The sequence below is a fragment of the Vibrio sp. CDRSL-10 TSBA genome (assembly GCA_039696685.1).
Lineage (GTDB): Bacteria > Pseudomonadota > Gammaproteobacteria > Enterobacterales > Vibrionaceae > Vibrio.
The window spans coordinates 349,026-373,214 of record CP155565.1; the positions used below are offsets into that span (position 1 = coordinate 349,026).

At 51.6% G+C, this 24,189-nt stretch carries 14 protein-coding genes and 7 pseudogenes; 11 read left to right on the forward strand and 10 right to left on the reverse strand.

The genetic code is table 11. From position 1 onward, the window contains the following. Positions 1-129: 129 nt before the first annotated feature. The 6 genes from ABDK09_01705 to ABDK09_01730 all read left to right on the forward strand — a co-directional run bounded on the left by ABDK09_01705 (position 130) and on the right by ABDK09_01730 (position 4,758). Positions 130-315 carry a hypothetical protein gene (locus tag ABDK09_01705; protein XAW88141.1) on the forward strand — a complete coding sequence of 62 codons (186 nt, stop codon included), beginning with the start codon at positions 130-132 and terminating at the stop codon, positions 313-315. Next, a complete protein-coding gene (locus ABDK09_01710; protein XAW88142.1) occupies positions 312-1,040 on the forward strand; it encodes a metal ABC transporter ATP-binding protein in 729 nt (242 codons plus the stop codon). The genes ABDK09_01705 and ABDK09_01710 overlap by 4 nt, the downstream gene beginning before the upstream one ends. Continuing rightward, entirely contained in the window at positions 1,021-1,887 is an 867-nt protein-coding gene (locus ABDK09_01715) for a metal ABC transporter permease (protein ID XAW88143.1), read from the forward strand. The genes ABDK09_01710 and ABDK09_01715 overlap by 20 nt, the downstream gene beginning before the upstream one ends. 68 nt (positions 1,888-1,955) lie before the next feature. Beyond that, positions 1,956-2,777, forward strand: coding sequence for a zinc ABC transporter substrate-binding protein (locus tag ABDK09_01720; GenBank protein XAW88144.1), 822 nt, complete (start codon positions 1,956-1,958; stop codon positions 2,775-2,777). A 134-nt stretch (positions 2,778-2,911) separates the two neighbouring features. Continuing rightward, the gene (locus ABDK09_01725; GenBank protein ID XAW88145.1) at positions 2,912-3,592 is read left to right on the forward strand and encodes a DUF1007 family protein; all 681 of its coding nucleotides are present in this window, start codon (positions 2,912-2,914) and stop codon (positions 3,590-3,592) included. A 149-nt stretch (positions 3,593-3,741) separates the two neighbouring features. Next, the gene (locus ABDK09_01730) at positions 3,742-4,758 is read left to right on the forward strand and encodes a hypothetical protein (GenBank protein ID XAW88146.1); all 1,017 of its coding nucleotides are present in this window, start codon (positions 3,742-3,744) and stop codon (positions 4,756-4,758) included. A 144-nt stretch (positions 4,759-4,902) separates the two neighbouring features. Here the strand turns inward: ABDK09_01730 and tkt are convergent, their stop codons facing one another. Beyond that, a complete protein-coding gene (gene tkt, locus ABDK09_01735) occupies positions 4,903-6,897 on the reverse strand; it encodes a transketolase (GenBank protein XAW88147.1) in 1,995 nt (664 codons plus the stop codon). 86 nt (positions 6,898-6,983) lie between these two features. Further along, positions 6,984-7,935, reverse strand: a pseudogene (gene tal, locus ABDK09_01740) (transaldolase). Between the two features lie 465 nt (positions 7,936-8,400). Here tal and ABDK09_01745 point away from each other — a divergent pair. The 3 genes and pseudogenes from ABDK09_01745 (at position 8,401) to ABDK09_01755 (ending at position 12,783) form a co-directional block, all read left to right on the forward strand. Beyond that, the gene (locus tag ABDK09_01745) at positions 8,401-9,396 is read left to right on the forward strand and encodes a sugar-binding transcriptional regulator (protein XAW88148.1); all 996 of its coding nucleotides are present in this window, start codon (positions 8,401-8,403) and stop codon (positions 9,394-9,396) included. 501 nt (positions 9,397-9,897) lie between these two features. After that, positions 9,898-10,828 (forward strand): annotated as a pseudogene (locus ABDK09_01750) (TAXI family TRAP transporter solute-binding subunit). Positions 10,829-10,886: 58 nt separating this feature from the next. Continuing rightward, positions 10,887-12,783 (forward strand): annotated as a pseudogene (locus ABDK09_01755) (TRAP transporter fused permease subunit). Positions 12,784-12,967: 184 nt separating this feature from the next. Here ABDK09_01755 and ABDK09_01760 read toward each other — a convergent pair. The 3 genes and pseudogenes from ABDK09_01760 to moeA form a co-directional block, all read right to left on the reverse strand. Further along, positions 12,968-13,804, reverse strand: a complete 837-nt coding sequence (locus tag ABDK09_01760; GenBank protein ID XAW88149.1) for a sulfurtransferase — start codon at positions 13,802-13,804, stop codon at positions 12,968-12,970. 139 nt (positions 13,805-13,943) lie between these two features. Further along, positions 13,944-14,705 carry a molybdopterin-synthase adenylyltransferase MoeB gene (gene moeB / locus ABDK09_01765; protein XAW88437.1) on the reverse strand — a complete coding sequence of 254 codons (762 nt, stop codon included), beginning with the start codon at positions 14,703-14,705 and terminating at the stop codon, positions 13,944-13,946. 8 nt (positions 14,706-14,713) lie between these two features. Further along, positions 14,714-15,950, reverse strand: a pseudogene (gene moeA / locus ABDK09_01770) (molybdopterin molybdotransferase MoeA). Between the two features lie 315 nt (positions 15,951-16,265). On the opposite strand from moeA, the gene folE reads away from it, so the two are divergent. Beyond that, positions 16,266-16,919, forward strand: a complete 654-nt coding sequence (folE, locus tag ABDK09_01775; protein XAW88150.1) for a GTP cyclohydrolase I FolE — start codon at positions 16,266-16,268, stop codon at positions 16,917-16,919. Positions 16,920-17,100: 181 nt separating this feature from the next. Here the strand turns inward: folE and eat are convergent. The 3 genes and pseudogenes from eat to ABDK09_01790 form a co-directional block, all read right to left on the reverse strand. Continuing rightward, positions 17,101-18,493: pseudogene (gene eat / locus ABDK09_01780) on the reverse strand (ethanolamine permease). A 15-nt stretch (positions 18,494-18,508) separates the two neighbouring features. Beyond that, positions 18,509-19,351 carry an ethanolamine ammonia-lyase subunit EutC gene (gene eutC / locus ABDK09_01785; protein XAW88151.1) on the reverse strand — a complete coding sequence of 281 codons (843 nt, stop codon included), beginning with the start codon at positions 19,349-19,351 and terminating at the stop codon, positions 18,509-18,511. Next, positions 19,348-20,752: pseudogene (locus ABDK09_01790) on the reverse strand (ethanolamine ammonia-lyase subunit EutB). Before ABDK09_01790 ends, eutC begins: the two are co-directional and overlap by 4 nt. Positions 20,753-20,982: 230 nt before the next feature. Here ABDK09_01790 and ABDK09_01795 point away from each other — a divergent pair. Then, the gene (locus ABDK09_01795) at positions 20,983-22,071 is read left to right on the forward strand and encodes a helix-turn-helix domain-containing protein (GenBank protein XAW88152.1); all 1,089 of its coding nucleotides are present in this window, start codon (positions 20,983-20,985) and stop codon (positions 22,069-22,071) included. A gap of 27 nt (positions 22,072-22,098) precedes the next feature. On the opposite strand, the gene msrB is transcribed toward ABDK09_01795, so the two are convergent. Together msrB and elbB are read right to left on the reverse strand one after the other, a co-directional pair. Next, a complete protein-coding gene (msrB, locus tag ABDK09_01800; protein XAW88153.1) occupies positions 22,099-23,229 on the reverse strand; it encodes a peptide-methionine (R)-S-oxide reductase MsrB in 1,131 nt (376 codons plus the stop codon). A 121-nt stretch (positions 23,230-23,350) separates the two neighbouring features. Next, positions 23,351-24,002 (reverse strand): annotated as a pseudogene (gene elbB / locus ABDK09_01805) (isoprenoid biosynthesis glyoxalase ElbB). Positions 24,003-24,189: the final 187 nt, after the last annotated feature.

Consider the following 24,189-nt stretch of genomic DNA (forward strand, 5'->3'; position numbering starts at 1 on the left):
TTTTCTAAAATTTTCATGATCAATACGTCACAAGTCTGATGTGACTCAAAATGTAAAAAACTGTTTCTAAGTGATAATTTGTTATGTTATAACATTTTAAGTTGTTAGGGTTGTTACGGAATTATTATTATGAAGTCTGTGGTTGGAGAGATAGCGCGAACTCCTGTCAAAGCGCTCTTGTCGGACTCACAAATTCAGCCTGCGCTGCAAGGAAGGCGTTTGTTGTTGCTGTCGGCCCAAGTGCGCATCGGTTTGGCAGGCATGGTGCTGACGGCACTCTGGTTATCGATTTACTGGGCGGTACTGCTGCCATGATGACACTGGATCAGTTGGTGGTTGGTTATCGCGGGCAAGCCGTGGCGCTGCCGGTCAGTGGCCGGTTTAAGTCGGGATCCCTGACCGCCATTATGGGGCCGAACGGGGCCGGTAAGTCGACGCTGGTCAAAACCTTATGTGGTTTGCAATCGCCGGTTTCCGGCCGGTTGGATGTCTGTGCTGCGATTTCGCAAGTGGCCTGGCTGCCTCAGCGCGCTGAAATGGATAGTGATTTCCCCATCAGTGTGTATGAGGTAGTCGCCATGGGATGCTGGCCCAAGCAAGGCATAAGGCAAGCTCTGGGGCAAGACAACCATATCCGGATTGAACGGGCTTTGGCCCAGGTTGGTATTGGTGACCTGGCAGCACGGACCATAGGTGAATTGTCCGGTGGTCAGTTTCAGCGCATGTTGTTTGCACGCATGTTGGTTCAGGAGGCGGATGTGATGGTGATGGATGAACCTTTTGCCGGTATCGATCAGGCTACACAACAGATATTGCTGCAGCTTATGCTAGCGTTAAACCAACAGGGCAAAACACTGATAGCGGTGCTGCATGATGTCACTCTGGTGCGACGCTATTTCCCTCAACTGCTGCTGATGATGCCGGATCAGATCAGATGGGGAGCGACTGGTGAATTACTGACAGAGCAAAGATACGGCTCTGACGGTGTGGTCATTCCTCTGTTTCATCAGGAGAGCTTGTATGAGCACACACATCATTGATGCCTTCATCCAGTACGGATTTATGCGCCGCTCTCTGGTGGCCTGTCTGGCGTTATCACTCAGCCTGGCTCCGCTCGGCGTGTTTTTACTGTTGCGCCGCATGAGTCTGGTCGGCGATGCCTTGTCTCATGCGGTATTACCTGGTGTCGCTGTCGGTTACCTGCTGTCGGGAATGTCGCTGCTTGCCATGGGGCTGGGCGGATTTATTGCCGGTTTGGTGGTGGCGATGGCATCAGGCTGGATCAGCAAAATGACCCGCTTACAGGAAGACTCTGCTTTTGCCGGCCTCTATCTGGGTTCACTGGCACTGGGCGTTACCCTGGTGTCACTGCGCAGTAATGGCGTGGACTTACTCCACTTACTGTTTGGTTCACTGCTTGCCGTTGACGCAGATTCTTTGATGTTTATTGGCGCAATCAGCAGTTTTACTCTGCTGGTTATTGCCTTGTTGTATCGCGGCATCGTGTTTGAATCGTTCAATGCGAGTTTTTTTACCCTGCATTCGCGCTCCTTCTCGTTGCTGATGCATGGTCTGTTTATGGCGCTGGTGGTGCTCAATCTGGTCGCTGGTTTTCAGGTGTTGGGCACCCTGATGACGGTGGGTCTGATGATGCTGCCGGCCATCGCCGCTCGCTGTTGGAGCAACAGACTGAGCGTGATGCTGTTAGTCGCGGTACTGCTCGGCATGCTCAGTTCAGTCATCGGACTGGCCTGGTCCTGGTACCAGTCGATTCCGGCCGGACCGGCCATTGTGCTGACGGCGACCGCCGTGTTTCTTTTTTCCGTTCTTTTTGGCTCTCAGAAAGGCATTTTTACCCGATCAAAATCGATGGTGTATTCAAATTAAGGAGTAATAGATGAAAGTTTGGCAAACAGCCGGTTGTTCTCTGCTATTGGCACTGAGCAGTTTCCGCAATGGCAAAAACGGTGGATACCGTGGCAAGTTTTTCTGTGCTGGCTGATATTGTAAAACAAGTGGGCGGCGATCATGTCACCGTTACAACTCTGGTGGGGCCGGATGGTGATCCGCATACCTTTGTCCCGAGTCCGCAAGACAGCGTGAAACTTAATCAGGCTGACGTGGTGTTTATGAGCGGACTGGGTCTGGAAGGCTGGATGGATCGTCTGGTGACTGCGTCGGGATACAAGGGGCCGGTCATTGTGGCATCTGATGGGGTTCAGAGCCGGACCATGCAGGAAGACGGCGAGGTGGTCACAGACCCACATGCCTGGAACAGTGCGGCAAACGGTGCTATCTACGCGCGTAATGTTACTGATGCGCTTAAAGCGGCTGATCCGCAGGATGCCGACTATTTTGAACAGCGTGGCAGTGACTATATCGAACAACTGACCAAGCTGGATCATTGGGCTAAAGCCCGTTTTGCATCCGTATCTGAGGCAGGACGTAAAGTGCTGACCAGTCATGATGCATTCGGCTATTTTGGTGCCGAGTATGGTGTGACCTTCCTGTCACCGCAGGGCTTTTCTACTGAATCGGAAGCCAGTGCGAAGCAAGTGGCTGAACTGATTAGTCAGATTAAATCACAGCACATTCACGCTTACTTTATTGAAAATCAAACGGATCCACGTCTGGTTAAACAGATTGCGGCTGCAACCGGAGCGAAAGCGGGCGGCGAACTCTATCCGGAAGCGTTAACGGCTAAAGGCGGTGAAGCCGATACTTATCTGCAGGCATTCAAACATAACGTGACAGTGATGGCCGACAGCATGCAGTAAGCTCGAACGCTTGTTTCCGACTGTATTCGCATAAATATCATTACCGGGCAGAGATCCGATAAGGTCTCTGCCTGATATGTTCCATGTCTGGTATGTTTAGTGATACTGCCAGCTCTCTGATGACGGGCTAAGCTATGTATTTTCTGTCTGTGTGCAAAACGTTATCCGGCGCCGTTAGCAATAAGTGGCTGTGGGTGTTCGGTTTGTTGACCTTGCTGATTGCACTCCCTTGCCGTGCGCATCCGCATTCATGGATTGATATAAAAACCCGGATATTGGGCAGTGACCAGGCGATTACCGGGCTGAAAATGGAATGGACCTTTGATGCCATGACCACCGCCTACTTGTTTGACGGCGAGGATATGTCTCCGGCGCAGCGGGAAAAAACGCTGCATAAACTGGCGGCATCTGTGATGACGAACATGTTATCGCAGCACTACTTTACCTATTTCTACGATAATCAGACGCCGATTCGTTATCAATCGATCGATACCGGCCAACTGAGCACCGCGAAAGGTAAAGCCACGTTGAGTTTTAGCTTGCCACTGGCCAAGCCTTATCCTCTTAACGGGCATACACTCACCCTGAAAATTTTTGACCCGACTTACTACGTTGATATGTCCTGGAAAGACAGCCATGAGATCAGCTTCGCCCCGAGCTTACAGGATCATTGTCAGCAGAAGCTGATCGAGCCGAATCCGACTTCAGCTCAAATAAGCTACGCCATGTCGCTACCGATGGATGCTGATCCTGACAATAAACTCGGCCAACTTTTTACCCAGACACTCGAACTGAGCTGTAAGGCTCAGAGTTAATAAAAGCAAGAGCTAACCATCACAACGTTAGCCAACAAAACTAGCCGGTACCTTTTTGGTAAGGAGAGCTTATCGTTAGGAAAGCTTTTGGTCAGGCAAGCTGATGGTTAGTAAAGCTTTAGATTAGAACAGTAGGGAAGGAATATCTCATGTCGTTTGAACAAACCAAGCGAACGTCCGCAGCGCAGGGGGCTGAGAAAGCAAACGCCAGACTCAATCCATGGCTGAGCGGTGCGCTGGTCTTGGGTGTGTTGCTAGCCCTGGGCGTATTACTGTGGCATTTTTGGCCACAAATCCTGGTACAGAGCCTGCATTGGCAAAAGGCGTCCCTCGACTATCTGAGTGAGCAGTTCTATTTGCCGGGTCTGCACGCCAAGGCGATGATTCTCGCCGTCTGCTTATTGTACGGCGTGTTACATGCGCTTGGCCCCGGACACGGTAAAGTGGTGGTCAGCACCTATCTGGCGACTCATGCCACTAAGCTGCGTACCGGAATCTACATCACGATTGCCGCGGCGCTGTTACAGGGCTTGGTTGCAGTACTATTGGTCAGTGTGTTTTTGTTTGTGCTGCATCAGACCATGCATCAGCTGAATGCGAGTGTATCCGATTTTATCGAGCTGAGTGGCGTGTTTGTGGTGGCGCTTGGCGTCTATCTGTTGCTGGCAGCATTGACATCGTTGCTCGGCTCTCGGTCGCCGCGCGTTCGTCAGGAGAGTCATTACCACGATCACCATCATAACGACGATCATCATCATAATGACCACCATCACGACTGTGGTTGCGGACACAAACATGGTGCGGATGCAGAGGAGCTCAACCGGGCAAATGGCTGGCGTGAATACGCAGCAATTATCATCAGTATCGGATTACGTCCGTGCTCTGGTGCGATTCTGGTTCTGTTTTTTGCTCATCTCGCCAATCTGTATTGGGTTGGTGTCGCGGGCAGTTTTGTGATGTCTTTGGGAACGGCGCTGACCACCTCAGTGATCGCGTTTTTAACGGTAACAGGACGCAGTGTGGTGCAATTTTACAGTCGGATAGACCCGGGAAAGAGCAGGGTAGTGATGACGATGCTGAAAAGTATCGCGGGCTTATTGCTGCTGGCAATGGGACTACTGCTAATCGAAATGCCGGGGTACGGTGTGTCGCCACTTTTTTCGTAACAAGTGACCTTGCGTAAACGTGATTTGGCGTAAAAGTAACGTTGAGCAAAGAGTGAGCGTCATAAACAAAAAAGGCCCTGCTCACTGAGCAGGGCCTTGGTTTTCATTTGCTTGTCCCATCCTAAGACAGGGATCAAACCAGGCTTACGCCAGCAGTTCGTTCGCAGTGTTAACTACGTTTTCAGCAGTGAAGCCGAACATCTTGAACAGTTCACCCGCCGGTGCAGATTCACCGAAGGTGGTCATACCGATGATACGACCGCCAAAGCCGACGTACTTATACCAGAAGTCAGCGATGCCTGCTTCAACAGCGATACGTGCAGTCACATCAGCTGGCAGTACCGCTTCACGGTAAGCCGCATCCTGCTTGTCGAAGGTGTCAGTCGATGGCATCGATACCACACGCACCTGTTTACCGGCCGCCGTCAGTTGCGCTGCGGCTTCTACGGTCAGTTCTACTTCAGAACCGGTCGCGATCAGGATCAGCTCAGGTTTACCGGCACAATCTTTCAGGATGTAACCACCTTTCGCGATGTCCGCCACTTGCTGTGCACTGCGCTCTTGCTGAGCCAGGTTCTGACGCGAGAAGATCAGCGCCGATGGCGCGTCTTTACGCTCGATAGCCAGTTTCCAAGCAACCGCAGATTCAACCTGGTCACATGGGCGCCAGGTGCTCATGTTTGGTGTCATACGCAGTGACGCCACTTGCTCTACCGGTTGGTGAGTCGGGCCGTCTTCACCCAGACCGATGGAGTCGTGAGTGTAAACCTGGATGTTCTGAATCTTCATCAGCGCCGCCATACGCATTGCGTTACGCGCGTATTCCATGAACATCAGGAAGGTTGCGCCGTAAGGCACGAAACCGCCGTGCAGGGCAATACCGTTGATGATGGCGGTCATACCGAATTCACGCACACCGTAGTGGATGTAGTTACCGGCGAAATCTTCGCTAGTCAGTGACTTAGAGCCAGACCACATGGTCAGGTTAGACGGAGCCAGGTCGGCTGAGCCGCCCATGAATTCAGGCAGGATCTTACCGAACGCTTCCAGCGCGTTTTGTGACGCTTTACGTGACGCGATGTTGGCCGGGTTGGCTTGCAGCTCAGCAATCACTGCGCTGGTCGCTTGTTCCCAGTCAGCCGGCAGTTCACCAGCCATACGGCGCTGGTATTCCGCCGCTTCTGCCGGGTAAGCTGCAGCATAGGCTGCGAATTTTTCATTCCAGGCTGCTTCTTTGGCAGCACCGGCTTCTTTGGCATCCCACTGCGCGTAGATATCCGCCGGGATTTCAAACGCACCGTATTCCCAACCCAGGAATTCACGTGCGGCTTTGATTTCGTCTGCGCCCAGAGGAGCACCGTGACAGTCGTGTGAGCCCGCTTTGTTTGGTGAACCAAAGCCGATGATGGTCTTAGTACAGATCAGGGTCGGACGACCGGTTTCCGCTTGTGCGGCTTCAATAGCAGCATTAATCGCTTCCGGATCGTGACCGTCTACCGCCGGGATTACGTGCCAGCCGTAAGACTCGAAACGTTTTGGCGTATCGTCAGAGAACCAGCCTTCCACATGACCGTCGATAGAGATGCCGTTGTCATCCCAGAATGCGATCAACTTGCCCAGACCCAGTGTACCGGCCAGAGAGCATGCTTCGTGCGAGATGCCTTCCATCAGACAGCCGTCGCCCATGAACGCGTAAGTAAAGTGGTCAACGATGTCGTGACCTTCTTTATTGAACTGCGCTGCCAGCGCTTTCTCAGCAATCGCCATACCTACGGCGTTAGTGATACCCTGACCGAGCGGACCTGTGGTGGTCTCGATGCCAGGTGCGTAACCGTATTCAGGGTGACCCGGGGTTTTCGAGTGCAGCTGACGGAAGTTTTTCAGGTCGTCGATTGACAGCTCGTAGCCGCTCAGGTGCAGCAGTGAGTAGATCAGCATAGAGCCGTGGCCGTTGGACAGCACGAAGCGGTCACGGTCAGCCCAGTTCGGGTTTTGCGGGTTGTGGTTGAGGTGACTGCGCCACAGCACTTCAGCGATGTCAGCCATCCCCATCGGGGCGCCTGGGTGACCAGAGTTAGCCTGTTGTACACCATCCATGCTCAGCGCGCGGATTGCGTTAGCCAGTTGTTTGCGGTTCATAATAGATTCCGTAATCGTTAGAATTTCAAAGTCAGAAATGATTAGGGGAAGCGGGCGCTTCCCCTAATGGGATTCAGTTTGGCTGATTAAAGCTTCGCTTCGATCATTGCTTCCAGTTTGCCCTGGTCTACTGCGAAGTTACGGATACCTTCAGCCAGTTTCTCAACAGCCATTGGGTCCAGGTTGTGCTCCCACAGGAAACTCAGAGTGGTTCATTACCGCTGGACGCTCTTGCAGCTCAGTTGTCGCAACCAGTTTCTCTTCAACCACACCTTCAGCGGCTTCCAGATCAGCCAGCAGTTGTGGAGAGATAGTCAGGCGGTCACAGCCGGCCAGTTCCAGGATTTCGCCGATGTTACGGAAGCTTGCGCCCATAACAACCGTGTTGTAACCGTGCTGTTTGTAGTAGTTGTAGATGTTAGATACAGACAGTACGCCCGGATCTTCCTGAGCTTCGAAATCACGACCTTCTTTCGCTTTGTACCAGTCCATGATACGGCCTACGAATGGAGAAATCAGGAATACGCCAGCTTCTGCACAAGCACGAGCCTGAGCAAATGAGAACAGCAGAGTCAGGTTACAGTTGATGCCTTCTTTTTCCAGTACTTCAGCAGCACGGATACCTTCCCAGGTAGAAGCCAGTTTGATCAGGATGCGGTCGTTGCTGATGCCTGCATCGTTGTACATTTTGATCAGTTTACGTGCTTTCTCGATGCTGCCTTCAGTGTCGTAAGACAGACGTGCGTCAACTTCTGTAGAGATACGGCCAGGGATAGTTTTCAGGATCTCTTTACCGATGTTCACTGCCAGCATGTCACAAGCTTCTTGTACTTGCTCTACTTTGTCGCTGGTTTGTGATTTCGCGTATTCGATCGCTTGATCAATCAGAGGTGCATATTCTGCAATTTGAGCGGCTTTAAGAATTAGAGAAGGGTTGGTTGTTGCATCTTCAGGTTGGTACTTTTTGATTGCGTCAATTTCACCTGTGTCCGCTACAACAGTCGTTAGTTTACGTAGTTGCTCTAATTTGTTGCTCATTTCGATCATCCTATTTCTTTTCGGCTAGCCAGCAAAACTGGCATGTGCAAGCGGGTTAGCTAAGCGCACCGCCACGTTCTGACGTTACTTCTTATGACTAACTCAATGTTTTCCAGCGACCGAGCAACTGCAATGAACATTTGCTCGTTCGTTGAGTAAATGATGTACCCATATTTAACGTATCCGGCCTAAATAATCAATCGGGATTTGGCTATTATGAGGGGTTTTGACGAGTTATTTTACACAGCGCTGGATCAAGCTAGAAAAGAAACGTTTGCCTAATCGGCAGCGGCCTTGGAGTGGCGAAAAAGAGTGCACGCTTTGGGGTGAGAAAATGTAACCATAGTGAGCAAATGTTGCGTGCCTATTGTATCCTGACATATGCTATACCCATGAGCAGATGCTGCCTCACCGCAGCATCATGACCACATCGATCATCAGGTTATACAAATAGGGTAAGCGGGTATGAGCAGTTCCAGCCAGGATATTTCCTCTGAAAGCAGTGATCTATTGACGGAAGTCGCCGTCGCGTATTATCAGGACGGTGCGACTCAGGAAGAGATTTCCAGAAAATTCTCGATTTCACGTGCCAAGGTAGGGCGGATGCTGAAACAGGCGCGCGATGAGGGCATTGTTGAGATCACTGTGAAGTATCACCCGGTATTCAGCGCCAAAATTGAGCAGCGTCTGATAGAACGCTTTGGCGTCAAACGTGCCTTGGTCGCGCTGGATCAGCCTACAGAAGAGTTACAGCGCCAGCAGGTATCTGGCCTGGTATCCAGTTATCTCAATAGTACGTTGAAAAACGGCATGGTGGTCAGTATCGGGCAGGGGCGTAATGTGTCGGCGGTCGCCCATCATATCGGCGTGATCACGCCGCGCGATTGTAAGTTTGTCTGCAGTATTGGTGGTATTCACCCGCGCGGCGGTATGTTCAATGCCGACCATATTTGTCGCCAGATGGCGAAGAAATATGGGGGGACCTCAGAAACCCTCTATGCTCCGGCTTATGCGGAAAACCGCGCCCAGAAACTGGCGTTTATGCAAAATGAAACGGTTAAGCAGACGCTCGATCTGGCGCGTAAGGCGGACATTGCACTGGTCGGTATTGGTGATATGAGTGAAAACAGCTATATGGTCGATTTAGGTTGGTTCACGCCAGATGAAGTAGTGCAATCCCGTTTGCAGCAGGGCGTCGTCGGCGACTTTGCCGGCTATGATTTTTTTAACGTGCATGGCCAAATCGCCGACACCGTGATGAGTGACCGGATTATCGGTCTGGGGATTGAAGAGTTTCGGCGTATCGCTGAAGTGATTGCGATTGCTGCGGAGAACAGTAAGCCGCTTGCTCTTTTGGGTGCGCTGCGCACCGGAGCGGTGGATGTGGTGGCCACCAGTGTCAGTAACGCACTGACCGTATTGAACCTTGATGAGCAAATGTTCGGTCTGGATACAAAGTAGCAGCTTTGAATGGCAGAAACGGGTTAAGAGACAGCCGTTCTGCCAGTATTTTAGCGGCGAAAATGGAACACCATTTATTGATATATAGAACAGTATTCTACCTTCTAATTGTTTGATTTTATGGGTGTAAACCTGAGTGTGCCCTTTATTGTTGCGACCTGAATGGTGCAGGGGTAGGTCGCAAACATGCGCTTAAAAGATTGAAAATTCGGTCATTTTGTATAAATATGAGCGCGAAATTGCAGTTCTCCAGGAAAGGGAGACTGAAAAATCTCATCTTTATTTGGTGTAAATTCAGTCTGGGATCTTCGTGCTTAGCATGACGTTTCTGCCACAGATTAGTGACTGAGTGAAGTTAAGGAAAACGAATCAACCAAGATTAAGAGTTTGCGTAAATTACGTATCCAACTCTCATTTCACCTAACTCACATTTGCTATTTCACACCATACATTTCATAACATAATGGAATAATAATACCGTTAATATAATAAGGAGCTTTTATGTACCAGGCACTAAGGAATGGTCTACTGGCGTTGGCTGTTGTTTTTTCTGCTTCAAGCATGGCTGAAAACTACACCATCGGCACCGGTAGTCAGAGTGGTACTTATTACCCGCTGGGCGGCATGCTGGCTAAAATCTGGAGTGAAAACCTGCCTGATTTCAACATGCGTGCGGAAGTGACAGCGGCTTCTGTCGAAAACACGATTAAGGTTTCAACCAACAAGCAGTTAGCCGGTATTGCACAGGGTAACGTTGTACTGCAAGCCTTTGAAGGAACAAAACCTTTCCCTCGTAAGATGGATGTAGCAGTTTCTGTTTGCGCTTTACCCTAATGCGGTACAGTTTATTGTACCGGCCAAATCGGACATTCACTCGGTTGCTGACCTGAAAGGCAAACGTGTTTCTCTGGGTGCGCCTGGTTCAGGTACCCGTGTCAGTGCGGTCAATATTCTTAACACCCTGGGCGTGTCAGAAGATGACATCAAACCGCAGTCTCTTAACTACACAGCGACCACCAGTGCGATTGCTAACAACCAGATTGATGCCGGCGTGATCGTTGGCAGCGTGGGTGTTGGTGCGATCACTGAACTGGCGCTGACGCGTGATATTCGTGTCCTGAGCTTCAGTGCCGAAGAGTTGGCCAAGATTGCCGCTGCATATCCTTCTTACCTGGAACTGGATGTGCCAGCCGATGCTTACAACAAGGTTCCGGCGTTTAAAGTACCCGCGGTATGGAACGTGTTGGTTGTGAACAAAAACCTCAGTGAAGACATGGCTTATCAGATGACCAAGGCAGCATTTGACCACATCGATGAGATTCGTCAGGTGCTGGGTGTGACTAAGTTCACCACCATTGAAAACATGACGAAGCTGGACGGTGTTCCTCTGCACCCTGGCGCAATGAAGTTTCTTCAGGAACAACAGAAGTAAATTATCAGTCATCCACGAGTGATTACTGATAACAAAGTAACGTTACACGGAGTAAGTGATGAGTCAAATTCATCCTGGTAACCAGAAAATTACTGACGTGATACTTTCGATAGCCGCTGTAGCGGCTATCGCTTTATCGGTCTTTCAGATTTGGCAAGGTATTGTTGCCACGCTTTCCGCACCGGTGTTTCGTCCGGTCCATGTCAGTTGGGTTATCGCGATAGCCTTTATGGTTTATCCCACATTTAATGCCAGACACTCACTGCCGGTTTACCTGCTGGGTCGGGTGATTGACCTTGGCCTGGTGATCGCAACCTGCTGGGCATCCACTCAGATTGCCCTGTTTGATTATGATGATATTAGCTTTCTGCTCGACGGGTTAGGCAGCGTTGATCAGGCCGCTGGTGTGGTGCTGATTGTGATGCTGCTCGAAGCCACCCGCCGTACCGTCGGTTTGGTCATGGTCGTGATTGCGGCGCTGTTTCTGGTGTACGCCATGTTTGGTGATGTCCTGCCGGATAACGTCGCCAGCAAAGGCTTCAGTATCGAAGAGATTGTGCGTTTCCACATTTACTCCACCAATGGGGTATATGGCGCGCCACTGGCAATTGCAGCCGGTGTGGTATTTATCTTTGTCCTGTTTGGCGCCTTCCTGCAGGTGACCGGTGCGGGCCAGTTCTTTATCGATATGGCGTTTGCCGTGGCAGGTAAATACCGCGGCGGCCCGGCGAAAGCGAGCGTGGTAGCATCGGCGGCATTGGGCTCGATTTCCGGTTCTGCAATCGCTAACACGGTAACCACCGGCTCATTAACCATACCGATGATGAAAAAGCTTGGCTACAAGCCGGAGCAGGCTGCAGGAATTGAAGCGGCGGCGTCGACAGGTGGGCAGATCATGCCGCCGGTTATGGGCGCCGGAGCGTTTGTTATGGCGCAGTTTACCGGTATTCCGTACAGCGATATCTTGCTGGTATCGATTGCACCGGCAATCCTTTATTTCGCTTGTACCTTGCTTTACGTCCACCTGATGGCCTGTAAACTTGGTTTGCAGGGCATGACCGTCACCGAGCAAATTTCTAAAGTGCTCAAGGATGGCTGGCACTATCTGTTGCCGCTGATTCTGATCACGGCGCTGCTGATGATGAGCTATTCACCGGTGCTGGTGGGTGTGATCGGCTGTGTGGCAATCTTGCTTGCTGCGATGACCCGTAAACACAGCCGCATCAGTTTTAAGCTGTTTGTCGAAGGGCTGAAAGAGGGGGCGCTGATGGCGATTCCGATTTCGGTAGCCTGTGCGACCGCGGGTATCGTGGTGGGTGTGGTCGGTCAAACCGGTATCGGTCTGCAATTTACTCAATTCCTGATTGCGTTGTCGGGCGGGCATTTATGGTCGGCGCTGGCATTGATTGCGGTGGCTGCGGTCATTCTTGGTATGGGGCTGCCGGTAACGGCTGCTTATATCGTCTTGTCGATCATGGCCGTTTCCTGCACTGATGGATTTTGGCCTGGGTATGCTGACCGCACACATGATTGTGTTCTGGTTATCGCAGACATCTAACGTAACGCCACCGATTGCACTGGCTGCCTTTGCCGGCGCGGGGATAGCTAACGCATCACCGATGAAGTCGGCAGTGCAGGCGTTCAAACTGGCACAGGGCTTCTTCTTGATCCCGGCCATGATGGCATTTTCCGGCCTGATCTGGATTGATGGTGAACCGGTGCATTTTGCTATCGGGGTCATTTCAACCATCAGCCTGTTTGTTGCCTTTGCCGGTGGTATTGAAGGTCGCCTGTTCTCGCCGCTGCAAAGCTGGCAACGTATCGTGCTGTTGGTCATGGCATTGTGCGTGCTGTTCTTGTCGGATATTTACCGTCTTGCTGCTCTGGTGGTGATTGTTGCGGTATGTCTGCTTAACTACCGTCAGCCTGAACAACCGGCTTCTCACGCTTCGTGATAACGGGGTGAGCGCAGTCGTTGAACGTTGTTAATGGCGTTCTACGAACTGAATAAAGATAAATGCCGTTCACTCAGTGAACGGCATTTTTTATCGTTTGTACCGCCGGTGATAAAACGATGGCTACAGCATTTATTGCTATTGCTATTGCTACTGCAGAGCTATGCTGATTTCAGAACTCTTCTTATTTCAACGTACTAATCGGCAGGTCATAATTTGAACCCCATTCAGTCCACGAACCGTCGTAGACGGCCAGATTGTGATAACCACACAGGGTGGCAGCCAGGAGCACAATACAGGCGGTGACCCCTGAGCCGCAGCTGAACAGGTATTCGTCGGCTGACTGCGGCAGCGCTTGCTGCAGAATCGGCTCGAGCTCGGTGACCGGTTTGAACTTATGACCGTTCATCAGTTCGGCAAATGGCAGACAGCATGAATTCGGGATATGGCCGCTGCGCACTCCCGCGCGCGGCTCTGCCACCTGGGCGGAAAAACGGGCATGGGAGCGAGCATCGACCGTCTGGCTGGCAGGATCATCGAGTTTGCTTAGTACGTAACCGGCATCAACAAAGTAAGCCGGGTCGAGCGGGCGATTAAAATCACCGCTTACTGCTGGCTGAGTATAACTTTGCGTGACAGCGTAACCCTGCATTTTCCACTCAGTCAGACCGCCATCGAGTATGTAGACCTCATTATGGCCGAATGCTTTAAACATCCACCACGCCCTTGGCGAGGCAAACGTGCCGCTGTTGTCATATACGACCAGAACCGAATCCTGATTAATTCCCAGCTCTCGCGCTAAGTGGTTGAAACGCGCTTCACTGGGCATCATGTGCGGTAAACTCGCATCAGGATCGCAGAACACGCTATCGTAATCGAAACGGCGTGCACCGGGAATTTTGTTTATTTTGTCTTTTTCCGGTTCAGCAGGAATCTGAAAATCGATACTGGTATCGAGCACGACAATGCGTTTGTCGTTAAGGCGTTCGGCCAGCCAGGCCGGAGTGACAAGAGGAGACATGCGACGGTTTCCTTATTGAGCGCGGGCCGGTTGCCCGCAATGAGTTAACTTTTAGAGAGTACTCAATTCAACGCTGGAAATAAATGAAAACAGGCGCTTAATGGCGCGCCTGTTTAGAATGGAGAGTAGGTCAGGGCTTTCAGCCTGACTGGCTGCCGCACACCGGGCAGGTAGGCAGCTTCATCAGCTTCATTTCGCGCCATGACATGGTCATAGCGTCGAGCAGCAAAATTTTGCCCTGCACCGAACGGCCATATCCGGCGATGACTTTGATGGCCTCAAGAGCCTGCACTGCGCCAATAATACCGACCACCGGCGCCATTACTCCTGCTTCGACGCAGCTCAAAGCAGCATCGCCGAACAAAGCACTCAGGCACTGATAACAGGGTTCATTGTCCTGCTGGTAGGTAAAGACGCTGACCTGACCTTCCATACGAATCGCGGCCCCGGAGACGAGCGGGGTTTTGCTCTGATAACAAAGGCGGTTAAGTTGGTTGCGGGTGGCGACGTTATCTGAGGCATCCAGCACTATTGTGTGACGGGTGATGAGCGTTTGCAGTGCTTCATCACTGAGTCGTTCGGCCAGGGTATTCACCACCAGGTGCGGATTGAGTTCGCGCAATGACTGCGCGGCCGAATCCACTTTAAGCCGGCCGATATCCGCATCATGATGCAGCACCTGACGCTGCAGGTTCGAGAGCTCCACCTTATCATCGTCAATCAGGGTCAGTTTACCGATGCCGGCCGTCGCCAGATACTGGCCGGCGGCACAGCCGAGGCCTCCGGCACCGAGGATCAGCACTGAACTCTGTTTGAGCGCCTCCTGACCGTCAAAATCAAACTGCTTGAGGATGATCTGTCGGTTGTAGCGCAGCATCTCTGCATCGCTGAGAATGTCCACCATCGCTCCTAGTAAAGGGTTGCGTTAAACAGCTGGATATTGACGGTTTCACCGGCTTCGACCCGGCCGCGTTCACGTTCCAGCACCACAAAACAGTTAGCAAGGCTCATTGAGCGGAAGGCTCCCGAGCTTTGGTTACCCGTGGTCTCAACGAAAAACTGACCGTTTTCGATGCTGTAGATCCCGCGCTGGTAATCGGTGCGCCCCGGAACCTTCTTAAAGGTGGTGCGCGTTGTGGCCGGAATCGATTCCGGTGCTTGCCACTCGGTATGACCCGCCAGCTTAGCCAGCATTGGCTGTACCAGCACGTACATGGTTAACACAGCGGACACCGGGTTACCAGGCAGACCACAGAAACCAGGCGTTTTGCAGTGAACCGAAAGCGAATGGTTTACCCGGCTTGATCGCCAGCTTCCAGAAGCCGATTTCACCCAGCTGCTCAAGAATATCTTTGGTGTAGTCGGCTTCACCGACACTGACACCGCCGGAAGTAACGACCACATCGGCCAGACTTTGCGCTTTTTCAAACGTCGCTTTGAGTGTTTGCGGGCAGTCAGGAATCACACCGAGATCAATCGCTTCGCAGCCGAAGTTTTCAATCAAGGGTTTGATACCGTAACGGTTGCTGTCGTAGATCTGACCGGCTTGCAGCGGCTCACCCAGAGGTTTTAGCTCGTCACCGGTTGAGAAAAAGGCCACTTTAGGTTTGTGGTACACCGTGACATGGCTAACGCCGAGCGTGGCAATCATCGGAATATCGCGTGGTGTCAGACGGGCACCACGGCTCAGCACGACGTCATTATGATGAATGTCATCACCGGTCGGGCGGATATTATCGTTATGAGCGACGTTACTTACGCTGAAGGTAACACCGGCATCGCTGATGGTGGCCTGTTCCTGCATCACAACCGCATCACAACCTGCCGGGATCTGCGCGCCGGTCATGATTCGAACGCAGCTCATTGGCGGCCATTCGCCGTCGAAAGGCTGGCCTGCGAATGATTTTCCGGCCACAGTCAGTGGCTGACCCAGCGCCAGTTCTGAGCGACGCACGGCATATCCGTCCATGGCTGAGTTATCAAAAGGGGGAACATTAATCGGCGAGAGAATATCTTCAGCCAGTACATAGCCCAGAGCATCCGGCAGAGGAAGTATCTGCGTGGTCTGAATCGGTTGGATACGCGACAGCATTTTCTCCATCGCATCTTCGATTGGCATTAAGCCGGGTGCGTCACAACAGCCCATGTTCTAATCCTATCATCTTGTATTTTTTGCCTACTTTAGCACACAACTGACGCCAGGTGAGAAACTGTCTTTTAGCACTCGTTGATAAACATGATGCATCATTCATACGGTTTAAATTGGTGGTGACGGTTAAAGTCTGAATCATCATCATGACTGTAACTATCACTCGGATTTGTCTATTTCCGATCTGAGCTGCAGTGCTGATGGCAGCTGGCCTGGCGTGATCTAAACCCATCGTTAAATTAAGGATGTAATTATTAAAAAATCCGAGTATCCTTGTCTGCCATCCGGAAGGGGTAATTAAGAGGTAAGGTAATGTCAGGTCTTAGCGAATCCGCGAAGTTAGTTAAAGATGCATTGGAGCGTCGTGGTTTGGAAACGCCAATGCAGCCAAATACGATGGGTCGTGAAGAGAAAAAAGAGCGAATCGAACACCATATGCGTGAGATTCTTAACCTGCTGGGGCTCGATTTGACTGACGACAGCCTGGAAGAAACACCGCATCGTATCGCCAAAATGTACGTTGACGAGATCTTCTCTGGCCTTGATTACCAGAATTTTCCCAAGATCACGGTTATCGAAAATAAGATGAACGTAAGCGAAATGGTGCGGGTTAAAGACATCACGGTGACCAGTACCTGTGAGCACCATTTAGTGACCATCGACGGCAAAGCAGCAGTGGCTTACATCCCACGCGGCAAAATTATCGGTCTGTCGAAGATCAATCGAATTGTCCGTTTCTTTGCCCAGCGTCCGCAAGTACAAGAACGTATGACCCAGCAAATTCTGGTGGCGCTGCAGGCTCTGCTGCAATCGGATGACGTGGCAGTCACCATTGATGCGACCCATTACTGCGTGAAATCACGCGGTGTGATGGATGCAACCAGCGAGACGACCACCACAGCATTGGGTGGTATTTTCAAGTCCAATCCGGCAACCCGTGCCGAGTTTTTGCATGGCCTGCGTTAAGCGTCCATGATTGAATTGAAGGAAAAGCGTCTCTGAGCAGGCGCTTTTTTTGTGCCTGTTTTTCACTCTTTGGCAGGACACACGCCGTCAATGAACAGTGCTGAGCGAATATAAAAAATCGCCATCCCGGTCAGGAATGGCGATTGTTGATAGTTGATAATTGATGTTACCCGATTTGCTATCAGGCAGCTTCCAGTTCACCTTGCGCCTGATCGAGCAGAGCGAACTCCTCCTCGGCACTTTTCGCGATCAGATTGTGCTGACCGACCACGAAGTAGTAGAGCATACCGACGGCGAACAGGACCAGAGTGAACAGGAAGGCACGTACATCGTAAGCGTACACACCAGTCAGGGCGACAATCGACAGCACAAAAGCCACACCCGAAGTCACTACGCCACCCGGAGTTTTGTATGGGCGAGGAATATCAGGACGTTTGATGCGCAGCATAATGTGGCTGGCTGACATCATGGCATAAGAGATGGTTGCGCCGACGACGGCCATAGACAGAATCAGGTCACCTTCACCGCTTAGTGAGATAATAAAGCCCAGAATCGCAGGGTAAATCAGCGCACGAACCGGCGCTTTGCGTTTGCTGGTCAGTGACAGGTTTCTTCGGCAGATAACCGGCACGTGACAGCGCAAATACCAGGCGGCTGTAGCCGTATATGATGGAGAAGAACGAAGCAATCAGACCAGCCAGACCCAGCACGTTGACGAAGGTCGCCAATTGCGAATGGCCGGCAATATTGAGCGCATCAACCAGAGGAACAGCACTGTCACCAATCACTTTAGCACCGGCAGCACCACTTAGCAGCACCACAACCAAAACGGCAGTGAACAGCAGGAACACCATTGCAGCGATAATACCTTTAGGTACATCTTTCTTCGGATCTTTGGCTTCTTCCGCTGCCAGTGGCACACCTTCTACCGCCAGAAACAGCCACATCGCAAACGGCAGTGCAGCCCAGACACCGTACAGACCCATCGGCATCATCAGATCGCTGCCGACAGTCGGTTCGATATCAAACAGATTGGCGCTGTTAAATTCAGGCACCAGAGCGACACCAGTCGCCAGGATGGCCAATACCGCCAGGCCGCTGATGACCATCATTACTTTCAATGCTTCGCCTACGCCAAAAATGTGGATACCAACAAAAGCCAGGTAGAAGAGGGCATAGACCACGGGGCCGTCAAAGCCAGTCAGCTCATTCACTGCAGAGCCAATGAAGATAACAATCGCAGCCGGAGCCAGCGAGTATTCAATCAGAACCGCCAGGCCGGTCAGGAAGCCACCCATCGGGCCCATGGCCTGACGGGCAAAGCTGTAACCACCGCCTGCAGCCGGGATTGCCGCTGACATTTCGGCCAGAGACAGCACCAGTGCCAGATACATGATTCCCATCAGCACGGCGGCAATCACAAAGCCCCCCCAGCCAGCCTGAGCGATACCGAAGTTCCAACCGGCGAAATCACCGGAGATTACATACGAGATACCCAATCCGGCCAGCAGGATCCAACCTGCTGCACCACGTTTGAGCTGGCGTTGAGCCAGATAATCGTTTGATGTTGTCATACTACTATCCTTACATTATGACTTTGAAGTTAAAGAGAAAAATTGTGTCTGTTTATGCTCGAGGATGGTGTCATCCGAGCGGTCTTTGAGGCCGACGCCGGTCAGTTTGAGACGGCGTGATTCAGCCAACAGATAAAAACATTTCATCGCAGCTGCCTGATAAGGCAGGCCTTGCGGGCGTACATTGGAAATACAGTTGCGCAGCGAATCTTCCGTGCCGCGATGCGGGTGCCAGGTCAGATACAGTCCCAGGCTGTCCGGAGAGCTCAGTCCCGGACGTTCACCGACCAGCACCAGCACTTCTTTGGCGTTAATGGCTTCACCGACATCATCGCCGACCGCGACACGGCCCTGATGGACGATGCACAGCGGTGCAATCTGCCAGCTGTTTTTGCTGTCGTTTTGCAACTGTTCAATCAGCGCTTCAATAAAGGGTGTGGCGTGATTACTGATGGCGTAAGAGGAAAGGCCATCAGCGATGACAATCGCCAGATCGTAAGGTTTGGCGTGTTCATCCGCGTGATTTTTGAGGCGCTCAATAGACGACTCGCTCAGCTTACGACCCAGATCCGGCCGCTGCAGATAAGTCAGACGGTCATCCGCCTGACTGTGCAGTGACAAGGCGGGCAGATAAGGCGTCAGCGCAGACCTGGTGGCCATCGTCTCGACCAGTTGTTGCTCGTCGAGCGGCACGTGCACGGCGTCCATTGCCTGAGCGTGAGAGAGCTGAAAACGCAGCAGCTCCTCAGTCGGGATACTGGTGCCGACCCGGCCGATACCGATGCGGGCCTGAGTAAACTGGCGTAATTTGTGCCACGGATCCTCGTGGATCAAATGATTGATAGGGACAACGCTCATACAGCCTCCTTGATTAAACCCAGCGGCTGGATGAAGTGCGGGGAGAGCTCGTCTGACAGCTGTTTACCCTGCTGTTGATTGAAGATTTGCATTTTTTGCAGCCAGGCTTCGAATTCCGGGGCCGGGCGCGAGCCGAGTACCTGACGCGCGTAGAGGGCATCATGGAAAGAGGTGGTCTGATAATTGAGCATGATGTCGTCAGAGCCGGGAATCCCCATGATAAAAGAGCATTCCGCCACACCAAGCAGGGTCAGCAGGTTATCCATATCATTCTGATCGGCGTAAGCGTGGTTGGTGTAGCAAATATCACAGCCCATTGGCAGGCCCAGCAGTTTGGCGCAAAAGTGGTCTTCCAGACCGGCGCGGATGATCTGCTTACCGTCAAACAGATACTCGGGGCCGATAAAGCCGACTACGGTATTGACCAGCAGCGGTTTGAACTTACGTGCCAGGGCGTAGGCGCGCACTTCACAAGTTTGCTGGTCGACGTCGTGATGGCCGTTGGCAGACAGTGCGCTGCCCTGACCGGTTTCAAAATACATCACGTTGTCGCCGACCGTGCCGCGTTTCAGGCTCAGCGCTGCATCGTACGCTTCCGCCAGTACGTTGATGTTGACGCCAAAGCCCTGGTTGGTCGCTTCTGTACCGCCAATCGACTGGAACACCAGATCAACCGGAGCGCCTTGTTCAATCGCTTCCACGGTATTGGTGACGTGGGTCAGCACGCAGGACTGGGTCGGGATTTCATAGTGCTGAATCACTTCGTCCATCAGCTTCATCAGTTTGACCGCCTGGCTGACACTGTCGGTCGCCGGGTTGATACCAATTACAGCATCGCCGTTGCCGTACATCAGGCCATCAAAGATAGAGGCCGCAATGCCGCTCATATCATCGGTCGGATGATTCGGCTGTAAGCGGGTGGATAAGCGGCCCGGCAGACCAATCGTGTTGCGAAACGCGGTCGTGACGCGACATTTTTTAGCCACCAGAATCAGATCCTGGTTACGCATGATTTTGCTCACCGCAGCCGCCATTTCCGGTGTAATACCAGGGCTGACGCGAGCCAGTTCGATATGGGTCGTGGTTTCCAGCAGCAGCCAGTTACGAAAATCGCCCACCGTCAGGTGAGCGATTTCCAGAAACGCCTGTGCATCATGCTCATCAATAATCAGACGGGTAATTTCATCGCTTTCATACGGGATGAGCGTTTCATTTAAAAAGGTTTTCAGTGGCAGGTCAGCCAGCACCATTTGCGCCACGACGCGCTCTTCGGCGGATGTCGCTGCCACGCCGGCCAGCTGATCGCCGGAAACGAAGCGGTGACGCTTTGGCCATCACCTCTTTCAGAGAAGCAAACTGATAGGTCTGGGTGCCTATCTGGTAACGGTAGCGTGAACTCATAAAACCTCTCAGCTTTCGGTTTCGGGGCACTTTATCGGATGGATGGCAGCCGGGGGATCTCCCTTGTTGCTGCGATCTGTTTCGGTGCGGTCCGAACATTGCAAATTGAACTGAGAGAAATATTGCGAATTGTGTTCCGACTACATGACGTCAATGCGCAAAGTTAAATTTATCAATAAAAACAATAATATATATTTTTATGTGCCTGAAACTGGTGCAAGAGAGTGAAAATGAATTTGATTCAATTGCCACATGAAGGGAATTCATGTGCACCAATAAGGTGCAAGCAGTACAGCTTTGATGTGAACCAACAAGCGCAAAGCCTCAACGCCTGGGAACAAAAGTATAATCAACATGGTGCAGGGCAATTTCATGGTTATCTGGATGAGATTAAGCTGCCTGGCCTGCACTTATTTGAGGAATTCACCAGTCATACCGTGCACCAGGAGTGCAGTGTCAATCCGAATGCCATCTGGATTGGTTTTTCAATGGACACGCAACGTCCGAAAGTGAATGGTTTGCAGGCCGCGCCGCATCAATTGATGATACGTCCGGCTCAGCAACATTTTGAACTGGCGACCCCGGATGATTTTCATATTTTTGGGGTAGTGATTGATCGTGACCTGTTGCTGGAAAATATCCAATGTGATGACAAGCAGCAGTGGGAGTCGACATCTCTACTGAAAAACCTGAATCCGCAACACGGCTGCTGGTCGCTGGTGGAGCTGATCCGGCAAGTGCTGGATACGGAGTCGGTATTAGGGAAACGGTTGCTGGACCTCTCTTCTGGTCAATTGCCGTCTGGACCATCGCCATCTGGTCAATCGTCGCAAGGTCAGTCGTCACACGGTCAGGCAGCACTGCAGCAAATGCTGGCCAGTGCAGTGATTGACAGGTTAGGGCAGTTTGCGGTCAGTGAACACAATGAGGCACGCAGTTACACCACCCGTCGCCAGGCATTACTGCGTTTGTACCGGCATCTGGACAATAATGGTGATTACCCGATGAGTGTGGCAGAAATGGCCTCGATAGCGTGTGTCAGCCAGCGGACTCTGCAATACTGCTTTGAGCAGGAGCTTGGGGTCAGTCCGATCGCCTTTTTACGGGAATGCAGGCTCAATGCAGTACGCCGGGCGTTGATTGTCACTGAGCAGGAAAAAACTATCGGTGAACTGGCGTTGCAGCATGGTTTTTATCACCTCGGGACCTTCAACCAATATTACAAGTTACTGTTTGGCGAAACCCCGAGCCAGACTCGTGACCGTGCCGATCGCTATGAGCGTGCCGCGTTGGTGAAACGTTTTACGCCGCAACGATAGGCTGCGGCGTCATTGAGGAAACCCGGATTACCGGAATAGTTTCAGGTAGGCGCCATAGCCTTGCGCCTGCATATTCTCTTTCGGTACAAAGCGCATCGCAGCAGAATTCATGCAGTAGCGTAAACCGGTCGGCGCCGGGCCATCTTCAAATACGTGGCCTAAATGCGAACGGCCAAAACGACTGCGTACCTCGGTTCGGGTGTAAAACAGAGTGTTGTCAGACTTGGTGACGATATAAGCCGGATCAATTGGCTGGGTAAAACTCGGCCAGCCTGTGCCGGATTTATATTTATCCGTCGAGGAAAACAGTGGTTCACCGGAAACAATATCGACATAGATCCCCTCTGCTTTATTGTCCCAGTACTCGTTATTGAACGCCCGTTCGGTGGCATCTTCCTGAGTCACCCGGTATTGCAAATCAGTCAGTTTCGCGCGGATTTGTTCATCAGACGGCCGCGTATACACCCTAACTTCGCTGATGGCCCGTTTTTCATCAATCAGCTGACGTAGTGTTTTAGGGTTATCTTCACGGTCATCGCCGAAGATCTGGTCTAAATATTGGTCCCGGCCTGAAGCATAGCGATAGTATTTGTAACGTAGCGAACTCTTTTTATAGAAATCTTGATGATACTCTTCTGCCGGCCAGAATTTTTTGAATGCAATTAATTCGGTTTTCAGCGGCTTGTGGAAAATACCAGCCTGGTCAATCTCTTGCATAAAGCGCTCGGCAATCTGCTTTTGCTGCGCATCGTGATAGAAAATAGCCGGACGGTACTGATTACCACGGTCAACGAAAGAACCGCCGTCATCGGTCGGATCAATATGACGAAAGAAGTGATCCAGTATCTGCTCATAGCTCAGTTTGTCACTGTCGTAGGTGACCTGAATCGATTCGATATGGCCGGTGGTACCGGATGAAACCTGTTTGTAAGTCGGATTATCTACATTGCCACCGGAATAGCCGGAGACGACGTCAATCACACCGTCCAGTTTCTCCATATCCGACTCGGTACACCAGAAGCAGCCTCCGGCGAGCGTCGCAACCTGCTCATGTTCAGCATGCGAGGCAGTCGGGTGAGAGGTTGCCTGGCTGAAAAAAGACAGGCCGACGGGAATGGCGATCAGTAATGTCAGTAAGCTTATCGTAATGCGTTTCATAACAGTTCTTACTCATTGTATTGAACGGATACATAATAAGAACAGTTGAAGGCGGGAAAAATTTCAACCCGGCGCTATCCTGACATCGAATATGTCAGAAGACACGGCCGGGCTGGGGCGATCAGGCCAGTTTAATCAGTTCTTCCACTAAGCGGTCGATGCCGGAAGCGGCTTGAGAAATGTTTTCGGCCAACATATAAGCCGGAGTCGACAGCACGTTGTGTTTCTGGTCGAAAACAAAGTCATCGACCGGGCAGGCGACATGTTCGCCGCCCATCTTACGAAACGCAACCGCGGTATCCGGGTCGTTACCTATGGTGCCTTCAACGCCGTGTTCGTAAATCATCGGAATGATGGTTGGTGCAATACACAGATAGGCCGCCGGTTTGCCTGCCTGAGCAAAAGCGCGACAGGCGGTGGCGACATGGGTGTTGATACTGCATTCTGAGCCATGCACCGCAAAGTCGGTCAGGTTTCTTGGCCGCGCCGAACCCTCCGGGTATTAACAGTGCATCGAAGTCATCGACTTTAAGTTTGGCCACATCCTCGATTTTTCCGCGCGCGATACGCGCTGATTCAACCAGTACGTTGCGTGTCTCTGCCATCTCTTCACCCGTCAGATGGTTGATGACATGCATTTGCTCAATATTGGGCGCAAAACAGTGCCAACTGGCACCGTGGCGTTCAATGGCATGCAGTGCCAGCACGGATTCATGAATCTCGGCTCCATCAAACACACCACATCCACTTAATATCACGGCTACTTTTTTCATCGATCCATTCCTTTATCTGTTCGGGCAAAACATGCTTGCACTAAGCTGGGACACCACTATTTTTCGGTCCGCTGTTAAGTTTAGTTTAAGCCTTTCATCATGTTGTAACTGATAGCGGGTGATTTTTGTTCACGCTTGCTTAAAACTATTCAACATTGTGCACCAATAATCATTGTGGCGAATTTTA